The 8,981-nt window shown below is 69.8% G+C and carries 9 protein-coding genes and 1 tRNA gene; 4 read left to right on the top strand and 6 right to left on the bottom strand.

Going from position 1 to position 8,981, the window contains the following annotated elements; translation table 11 throughout:
• Window positions 1-388 precede the first annotated feature (388 nt).
• A tRNA-Ser gene (locus tag AC1DZA_RS02495) sits at window positions 389-478 on the bottom strand.
• 100 nt (window positions 479-578) lie between these two features.
• Between AC1DZA_RS02495 and AC1DZA_RS02490 the strand changes: the two genes are divergently transcribed.
• Together AC1DZA_RS02490 and radA are read left to right on the top strand one after the other, a co-directional pair.
• The gene (locus tag AC1DZA_RS02490) at window positions 579-1,385 is read left to right on the top strand and encodes an SGNH/GDSL hydrolase family protein (protein WP_476771579.1); all 807 of its coding nucleotides are present in this window, start codon (window positions 579-581) and stop codon (window positions 1,383-1,385) included.
• A 9-nt stretch (window positions 1,386-1,394) separates the two neighbouring features.
• The gene (gene radA, locus AC1DZA_RS02485) at window positions 1,395-2,762 is read left to right on the top strand and encodes a DNA repair protein RadA (protein WP_476771578.1); all 1,368 of its coding nucleotides are present in this window, start codon (window positions 1,395-1,397) and stop codon (window positions 2,760-2,762) included.
• A gap of 21 nt (window positions 2,763-2,783) precedes the next feature.
• Here radA and AC1DZA_RS02480 read toward each other — a convergent pair whose 3' ends face one another.
• The 5 genes from AC1DZA_RS02480 to AC1DZA_RS02460 all read right to left on the bottom strand — a co-directional run bounded on the left by AC1DZA_RS02480 (window position 2,784) and on the right by AC1DZA_RS02460 (window position 7,944).
• Complete coding sequence (locus AC1DZA_RS02480; protein WP_309977196.1) at window positions 2,784-3,194, bottom strand: dehydrogenase; 411 nt, start codon at window positions 3,192-3,194, stop codon at window positions 2,784-2,786.
• Between the two features lie 176 nt (window positions 3,195-3,370).
• Window positions 3,371-3,709, bottom strand: a complete 339-nt coding sequence (locus AC1DZA_RS02475; RefSeq protein WP_476771577.1) for a DUF7882 family protein — start codon at window positions 3,707-3,709, stop codon at window positions 3,371-3,373.
• Window positions 3,710-4,030: 321 nt separating this feature from the next.
• Window positions 4,031-4,684, bottom strand: coding sequence for a hypothetical protein (locus AC1DZA_RS02470; RefSeq protein WP_476762429.1), 654 nt, complete (start codon window positions 4,682-4,684; stop codon window positions 4,031-4,033).
• Between the two features lie 63 nt (window positions 4,685-4,747).
• A complete protein-coding gene (locus AC1DZA_RS02465) occupies window positions 4,748-5,251 on the bottom strand; it encodes an amino-acid N-acetyltransferase (protein ID WP_476771576.1) in 504 nt (167 codons plus the stop codon).
• Between the two features lie 164 nt (window positions 5,252-5,415).
• Window positions 5,416-7,944, bottom strand: a complete 2,529-nt coding sequence (locus AC1DZA_RS02460) for an ATP-dependent Clp protease ATP-binding subunit (RefSeq protein WP_476771575.1) — start codon at window positions 7,942-7,944, stop codon at window positions 5,416-5,418.
• A 172-nt stretch (window positions 7,945-8,116) separates the two neighbouring features.
• Here AC1DZA_RS02460 and AC1DZA_RS02455 point away from each other — a divergent pair, with 172 nt between their 5' ends.
• Window positions 8,117-8,734: a hypothetical protein gene (locus tag AC1DZA_RS02455; protein WP_476771574.1), complete on the top strand. Its 618-nt coding sequence runs from the start codon at window positions 8,117-8,119 to the stop codon at window positions 8,732-8,734.
• Entirely contained in the window at window positions 8,734-8,973 is a 240-nt protein-coding gene (locus tag AC1DZA_RS02450; protein WP_476762426.1) for a helix-turn-helix domain-containing protein, read from the top strand. Before AC1DZA_RS02455 ends, AC1DZA_RS02450 begins: the two co-directional genes overlap by 1 nt.
• The last annotated feature ends 8 nt before the right edge of the window (window positions 8,974-8,981 follow it).

Below are 8,981 nucleotides of genomic sequence, written 5' to 3'. Positions count from 1 at the left end.
GCGTCCGTTCCCCGTGGTTCGGTCGTACGTCAGTGGAGGCGAGCAGGCGAAAGCGCCTGCCGTTCCTGTCGCCGCGGATGCGGTGACCTGCGTGCAGTACGTCGAACTTCCTCCGGGGATGCGCTGGAACAGCCATCGTTCCTGCGCCGGGTTGAGAAGGCTCAGTCGAGGACAGTACGCCCGGCCTGAGGCCAGCGTCAATGACCGCCACGCGGTTCGGACGCGCAGACCGCGCCCCAGTTCGGGGGCCAGCTCGGGTCGCCGAACGACCGATGCGTGGAGCGATTCCGACGCATGCCGCGTCCTGCATGTCGGTCGTTCCGCCCGGATGCACCGCCGCCGACGATGCGAAAATCCCCCGGAGTCTCAACGACTCCGGGGGATCTGGTGGCGGTACCGGTGGGATTTGAACCCACGGTGCGCTTTCACGCACACAACTTTTCGAGAGTTGCACCTTCGGCCGCTCGGACACGGTACCGAGGACGATCTTAGACGACATCGCGGCGACGACCAAAACGAGCGGATGCCGGACCCGGGCGTTCAGCGACCGTCCAGCGTGCTCCCATACGGTCGACGGCGTGGCGACGTCCGACCGGCTCCTCCGCACGACCGCCGTGGCGGCCGCGATCGCGGCTGCCGGAGCGGCGGCAACCCTCGGATGGCGCCGCTTCCGCGCCCGCCTCACGGCGAACTCCCTCGTGCTGAACGAGACGCTCCCCGTGCACTCGAAGTGGTGGCGCGACCGCGCGAAGGTGCGGGGCGAGCTGCTCTACGTCGCCATCGGCGACAGCGCCGCGCAGGGCATCGGCGCGTCGAGCCCCGACCGCAGCTACGTGGGCGTGCTCGCCGAGGAGATCGGCGCCATCACCGGCCGCAGCGTGCGCGTCGTGAACCTCAGCGTGTCGGGCGCGACGGTCGAGCTCGCCGTGCAGGACCAACTGCCCCGGTTCCTGAAGCTGAAGCCCGACGTCGTGACCGTCGCGATCGGGGCCAACGACATCGCGCAGTGGGATCCCGCGGCGTTCGAACGCGGCATCCGCACCATCTTCGCGGCCCTGCCCCAGCACGCGCTGGTCGCGAACCTGCCGTTCTTCTACTTCCCGCGCAACGAGCGCAAGGTCGCCGTGGCCAACCGAATCGTGCGGGCGGTGGCCGCCGAGCACGGGCTCACCGTCGTGCCGCTGCACACCGAGACGCGCCACCAGGGCATCCCGGGCATGCTGACGCAGTTCGCGATCGACATGTTCCACCCCAACGACCATGGCTATCGGGTGTGGGCCGACGCGTTCGCGCCGTCGCTCGCGGCGCAGCTCGTCGAGCGGTTCCCGACACCCGAGACGACGGCTCCGGATGTCGCGCCCGCGGTTGTCGGAGGCGACGCCTAGGCTCGGGGCATGGCCAAGCCCACCTCCGCATTCCGCTGCACCGAATGCGGGTGGAGCACCGTCAAGTGGGTCGGCCGGTGCGCCGAGTGCCAGCAGTGGGGCACCGTCGTCGACGCGGCCGAGCAGACCGGCATCCTGCGCTCCCTGCAGGCGGTGACGCCGTCCGCGGCGCGTGCCGCGCGACCCATCAGCGAGGTCGACGTCGAAGACTCCGCGGCGCACCGCCCGAGCGGCATCGGCGAGTTCGACCGGGTGCTGGGCGGCGGCATCGTCGCGGGCGCAGCCATCCTGCTCTCGGGCGAGCCGGGCGTCGGCAAGTCCACGCTGCTCCTCGAGGTCGCCGCCCGCGTCGCCGCCACCGGCCGGCGCGTGCTCTACGTCAGCGCCGAGGAGTCCACCGCCCAGGTGCGCCTCCGTGCCGGCCGCACGGGGGCCCTGCACGACGAGCTCTACCTCGCCGCCGAGACCGACCTCGCCACGATCCTCGGGCAGGTCGACCAGGTCTCCCCCGAGCTGCTCATCGTCGACTCCGTGCAGACCGTGTCGAGCTCGCTGTCCGACGGCCTGCCCGGCCAGCCGAGCCAGGTCCGGGAGGTCGCCTCCACCCTCATCCGCGTGGCGAAGGAGCGGCAACTGCCCGTGCTCCTCGTCGGGCACGTCACCAAAGACGGCTCGATCGCCGGCCCCCGGCTGCTCGAGCACCTCGTCGACGTCGTCTGCCAGTTCGAGGGCGACCGGCAGACGGCCCTCCGCTTCGTGCGCGCACTGAAGAACCGCTTCGGTCCCACCGACGAGGTCGGCTGCTTCGAGATGACCGGCGACGGCATCGCCGAGGTGCCCGACCCGTCCGGCCTGTTCCTGAGCCGCTCGCGCAACGCCGTGAGCGGCACGTGCGTCACGGTCGCCCTCGAAGGCCGGCGAGCGCTGCCCGTCGAGGTGCAGGCACTCGTCGTCTCGACGAAGGCGCCGCAGCCGCGCCGGGTGGTCAACGGCGTCGACCCGTCGCGCGTCGCGATGATCATCGCCGTGCTCGAGCGCCGCGCGGGCCTCCGTCAGCTCGGCGAGCACGACGTCTACGTCTCCACGGTCGGCGGCGTCCGCCTTGCCGAGCCCGGTGCCGACCTCGCCATCGCGGTGGCCATCGCGTCGGCCATGCGCGACCGCGCCGTTCCGCACGAACTCGCGGCGTTCGGCGAGATCAGCCTGGCGGGCGAGGTGCGCCCCGTCACCTCGGCGAAGCAGCGCGGCAGCGAAGCACGCCGGCTCGGCTACTCCACCATCCTCGACGTCGAGGCCGGCAGCGTGCGCGCGGCCGTCGAGCAGGCGATGATGGCGTCGGCCTCGAGTCGCGAGCGCGAGCTCGACGCCGCGTTCTGACGGCCCGGCGCGCGTCGGATCCTACGCCTCGAGCGCGCGCAGCAGCTCCCCCGGGGGCGCCTGCATCGGGTGCGGTCCCGCGATGTCGAGGAACACCGTGGTGATCGTCGACTCGTACCGGGTGAGGAAGCTGCGCAACCAGGCCGGGCTCTGCAGCCCCACGGCCGGGGGCAGGTTCGCGGGCTTGTTCGCGGCGTCGCTGAACAGCAGCAACGCCACGTCGCCGGTGCTCGGGTCGCGGTAGGTCCACACCTCGCCACCGTCGAGGGGCGTGTCGCGCGGGCCGGGCTTCACCAGTGGCACCACCGTGTTGCCATGGCGCAGCGCGAGGGCCACCGCGGCGATGTCCTGCCGCTCGAGCGCCTCGGCGAGCGCCTGCGACCGGAACTCGACGGGTGCGCTGGGCTTGCCGGACTTCTTGCGCTGGGCCATGCCTCCAGCGTACCGAGCGGATGCCGCGACGAGGGCGGCTCGCAGCCGGCATCGTGGGGTCGACGGGGCCGCCTTCGTCTTCGTCGACGCGCCTCGGACCCTCACGATTCCGGCTGCGAGCACAGCCTAGGTCGGTTCCCCCGCCATAGGCGGTGAGTCCGCTGTGAACAACCGGCTCAGGTGGTGACCGCCTCCTCGACGATCGGTGTCGCGAGTTCGTGGTGTGCCACGGCCGACGGTTCGGGGACCAACCTGAGGCCGCCCATGGAGTTCGCCGACACCGCGAGCTCCTCGATCCACTCGCGGTTGAGCGTGGGGTGCCTGTTGCCCGAGTACACGAACTGCACGGCGGTCTGCGGGCAGACCCAGACGCTCAGCGTCCGCTGATCATCGCGAAGCGTGAGCGCGAAGCTCTCCTGCCTGCGGAGCTTGTTGATGATCACCACCTGCAGGTGCGCCAAGGTGCGATCATCCATCTCGACCGTGGCATCGCGGTCGTACACGAAGCGTCCCATGCTGCATCCCACCTTCGAGAACGAAGCAACCCGCATGGCACGGGCGACGCCGAGGCGACAGCATGCATCACGATCACTCAGCGGGGTCCGGGCCAAGCAACTCGTGCGAATTCTACTCCGGCGCGGAACACGCGTCGAGGCCGAGCGAGACGTGCGAGCGGGCGTGTCACGGCCCCCAGATCGCCTTCACCCACCGACGATCGCCGGTGGGTGAAGGCTGTCCAAGCGCAATGAGCCCAGTCACTCGAACTGCCGCTCACCCTACAAGGGCGCGAGACGTTCCAGTGTCGGCGTTTCGGGGGACACTCCTCGGTCGGCGGCTCAGTAGAGCTGGAACTGCTTCGATGCCTCCGACGCGATGCCGTCGACGGTGACCTCGAGGTGATACGACGCCCCGCCGGCGGGCACGGCTTCGCGCGGCCCCTCGCAGGTCTCGGCGCTCGACCGGGTGCGGTCCCAGACGATCGGCACGCTCGACGAGATCGGCGTGCCCGGCGTCAGCGACACCTCGGCGTCGATCGGGTCCACCTGACAGTCGGTGGACTGCCAGTAGAGCTCCTCGCCGCTCTTGATCGTGAACACCTGGGCGTTCGTCCCGGCGTTCAGCACGCAGACGTTCTTGCCCGTGTTGGTGATCGTCACGGAGAGCTGCGGCTGCTCGCCCGCCTCGTACACCGTCTTGTCGGTGACGGCTTCGACCACCACGTTCTTCGCGGTGCAGGGGTCGCCGTCGACCTCGGTCGCCTCGGTGGGGATCACGGTCGGCGGCGCGGTCGGCTCGCCGGTGGCGTCGGGGGTGGCCGTGGGCGCGGCGCCGGCCGCGGCATCCGGCTCATCGCCCTGGCTCGAACCCGGCCGCACGATCACCAGCACGATCGCGATGATCACCGCGACGAGTCCGAGGAGCACCAGGAGCCGACGACGTCGGTACACCTGCGGCGACTGCCGCCGTGCCGGTGCGGGATTCGTCGACATGCCCTCAGGGTACGACCGGGAGGCCAATCGTCCCGGCAGTCGCCCGGCGCGCCGGATGCCCGGTCAGAGCCGTTTCAGCATGCGCGTGTTGCCCAGCGTGTTCTGCTTCACGCGGGCGAGGTCGAGGAACTCGGCGACGCCCTCGTCGTGCGAGCGCACGAGCTCGGCGTACACGTCGGGGTCGACGGTCTCGTCGCCCATGTCCTCGAATCCGTGCCGCCCGAAGAACCCCACCTCGAAGGTGAGGCAGAACAGCCGGCTGAGGCCCAGCTCGCGTGCCTCCGACTCGAGCGTCTCGAGCAGGGCGTGGCCGACGCCTCGTCCGAGCCACGCGTCGTCGACCGCGAGGGTGCGCACCTCGCCGAGGTCCTCCCACATGACGTGCAGCGCGCCCGCCCCGATGACCTCGCCGTCGGCGGCCTCGGCGACGCGGAACTCCTGCACCGAGCCGTAGAGGTCGACCCGCTCCTTGCCGAGCAGGATGCGCCGGGACACGAGCGGTTCCACGAGTGCGATGATCTTCGGCACGTCGCTCGTGCGCGCGCGGCGCACCGTGAAGTCGGTCATCACGTCATGCTATCCGCGCCCGGCAGGCGGGCGGCGCGGAGGCCGCCACGAACCGACACCGTCCGCGCGAGCGGCAGCCGGCACGGCAGCGGAACCCGCGGCCGAAACGGCGAAGAGCGGATGCCGCGTGGCATCCGCTCTTCGAACCGTGGGTGGTGGGTGGGCTACTCGCCCGCAGCCGCCGCGAGGTCGGGGCTCACAGGCCCGGCGCCGATCGCGGCGCCGGTGTTCACGCCCACGCCGACGGGCAGGGCCCGCTGCGACGTGGTGAACACGAACTCGCCGTCGCGGAAGTCGACGTGCACGTGATCGCCCGAGTTGAGCTCGCCGTGCAGGATCTTCTCCGACAGGCGGTCCTCCACCTCGCGCTGCACCGCTCGGCGCAACGGCCGGGCGCCGAGAGCGGGGTCGAAGCCGACCTCGATCAGCCGCTCCTTGGCGGGCACTGTCAGCTCGACGGTCATGTCCCGGTCGAGCAGGCGCTCGCTGAGGCGCTTGAGGAACAGGTCGACGATCTGCAGGAGCTCGGGCTTCGACAGCTGCGGGAACACGATGATCTCGTCGACGCGGTTCAGGAACTCGGGCTTGAAGTGCTTCTTCAGCTCCTCCTTCACCTTGCCGCTCATGAGGTCGTAGCCGGTGCGGGTGTCACCCTCGAGCTGGAAGCCCACTGGGCCGCTCGAGATGTCCTTCGTGCCGAGGTTCGTCGTCATGATGATGACCGTGTTCTTGAAGTCCACGACGCGACCCTGGCCGTCGGTGAGACGGCCCTCCTCGAGGATCTGGAGGAGGGAGTTGAAGATGTCGGGGTGCGCCTTCTCGATCTCGTCGAAGAGCACGACGCTGAACGGCTTGCGCCGCACCTTCTCGGTGAGCTGGCCGCCCTCCTCGAAGCCGACGAACCCGGGAGGGGCGCCGAACAGTCGCGAGACGGTGTGCTTCTCGCCGTACTCCGACATGTCGAGCGAGATCATCGCCGCCTCGTCGTCGAACAGGAACTCGGCGAGCGCCTTGGCGAGCTCGGTCTTGCCGACGCCGGTCGGCCCGGCGAAGATGAACGAGCCCGAGGGACGCTTGGGGTCCTTCAGTCCGGCGCGGGTGCGGCGGATGGTCTTCGACAGTGCGGAGATCGCCTCCTCCTGGCCGATGACGCGCTCGTGCAGCGCCTTCTCCATGAAGACGAGTCGCGACGACTCCTCTTCGGTGAGCTTGAAGACGGGGATGCCGGTGGCCTGCGCGAGCACCTCGGCGATCAGGCCCTCGTCGACCACCGCGGTGGTCTTGACGTCGCCCGACTTCCACTGCTTCTCGAGGCGCAGGCGCTCGCCGAGCAGGTTCTTCTCCTCGTCGCGCAGCGACGCGGCCTTCTCGAAGTCCTGCTCCTCGATCGCGGTCTCCTTGGCGGCGCGCACCACGGCGATCTTCTCGTCGAACTCGCGCAGCTCGGGCGGCGACGAGAGGATCGAGAGGCGCAGGCGGGCGCCGGCCTCGTCGATCAGGTCGATCGCCTTGTCGGGGAGGAAGCGGTCGCTGATGTAGCGGTCGGCGAGGTTCGCCGCGGCCACGATCGCGCCGTCGGTGATGGACACCTTGTGGTGCGCCTCGTAGCGGTCGCGCAGCCCCTTGAGGATGTTGATCGTGTGGGGCAGCGAGGGCTCCTGCACCTGGATGGGCTGGAATCGGCGCTCGAGCGCGGCGTCCTTCTCGAAGTGCTTGCGGTACTCGTCGAGCGTGGTCGCGCCGATCGTCTGCAGCTCACCGCGCGCGAGGAGCGGCTTGAGGATCGACGCGGCGTCGATTGCGCCCTCGGCGGCGCCCGCACCTACGAGGGTGTGGATCTCGTCGATGAAGACGATGATGTCGCCGCGGGTGCGGATCTCCTTGGTGACCTTCTTCAGGCGCTCCTCGAAGTCGCCGCGGTAGCGGGAACCGGCGATGAGCGAGCCGAGGTCGAGCGAATAGAGCTGCTTGTCCTTCAGCGTCTCGGGGACCTCGTTCTTCACGATGGCCTGCGCGAGGCCCTCGACGACGGCGGTCTTGCCGACGCCGGGCTCGCCGATGAGCACCGGGTTGTTCTTGGATCGACGCGAGAGGATCTGCATGACCCGCTCGATCTCCTTCTCGCGCCCGATCACGGGGTCGAGCTTCGACTCGCGCGCGGCCTGCGTGAGGTTGCGCCCGAACTGGTCGAGGATCTGCGAGCCGCCCTGCGGCTGCTGCTGGTCGTTCGCCCCCACCTGCACCTGCTCCTTCCCCTGGTAACCGGAGAGCAACTGGATGACCTGCTGGCGCACGCGGTTGAGGTCGGCGCCGAGTTTGACGAGGACCTGGGCGGCGACGCCCTCGCCCTCACGGATCAGGCCGAGCAGGATGTGCTCGGTCCCGATGTAGTTGTGGCCCAGCTGGAGCGCCTCGCGCAGCGAGAGCTCGAGGACCTTCTTCGCGCGCGGCGTGAACGGGATGTGCCCCGTCGGCTGCTGCTGGCCCTGGCCGATGATGTCCTGCACCTGCTCGCGCACCGCGTCGAGCGAGATCCCGAGCGACTCGAGCGCCTTGGCGGCAACGCCCTCACCCTCGTGGATGAGACCGAGCAGGATGTGCTCGGTGCCGATGTAGTTGTGGTTCAGCATCTTGGCCTCTTCTTGGGCCAGGACGACGACACGACGGGCTCGGTCGGTGAATCTCTCGAACATCCTCAACTCCTCACCGGCGCCGGCTGGATTCGGGGGCGTCGATACATCGAGCGTAAACACTCGGGATGCCGCGTGGGCGGGTGTTCGCCGTGGGCGCACCGCTTGACCAGACCGGAGCCCAGCCCTACCATATCGATATTCGTTGGTATCGAAGATCGATATGGAGATCCGGATGTCCCTCAGCACCTCGCCGACGGCCCTGCGCCGCAGCGATCAGGCGGCCATGTTCGTCACCATCGGGTTCGCCGTACTCGGCATCGTCGGCACGGCGTGGGCCACGGTCGCGCGGCTCCTCGAGGTGCTGCCGGCGCGGGACGTGCCGGTGCTTGTGCCCTTCATGGACGAGACCGCACCCTTGCCCATCGGCCCCGACGGCGCACCGGTGCAGGTCGAGGTCACCCAGGCGGTCGTCACGGTGCCGCACCCCGCGGCCGCAACCCAGTTCGCGCTCGTCGCCCAGCCCATCGTGGCCGGCCTCGCGACGATCGTGGTGATCGCGCTGCTCGCCGCCTTCGCCTGGAACGTCGGGCGGGGCCGCGCGTTCAGCAGGGCCAACGTGCGCGTCATCTGGTGGGCGACCTTCACCCTCCTCGTCGGCTGGATCCTCGGCGGGCTCTTCACGACGATGGGAGTCAACGGAGCACTGTCGGCGGTCAGCGAGTACGGCTACGACGGGGTGCTGTTCTCGACCGACTGGGTCGCATTCTGGGGGATCATGGCGCTCGGCGTGGTGGGCGCGGCATTCCAGGTCGGCGAGCGCCTGCAGCGCGACACCGAGGGCCTCGTCTGATGGCCCCGGCCGAGCCCGACGACGCCTCCGACGTGCACTGCCGCCTCGACGAGCTGCTCGAACGGCGCGGCATGACGCTGAAGGCACTCAGCGACCGGGTCGGCGTCAGCGTGGTGAACCTGAGCGTGCTGAAGAACGACCGCGCCCGCGCCATCCGCTTCTCGACGCTGCAGGCGATCTGCGAGGTGCTCGGCTGCGAGATCGGCGACCTGCTGGTGCTGCGCCGATCGACACCGTGAGCCGTCGA

The organism is Agromyces sp. P2_B3, assembly GCF_056404815.1.
The sequence above is the reverse complement of the archived record's forward strand: the minus strand, read 5'-3'. Positions and strand labels throughout refer to the sequence as shown.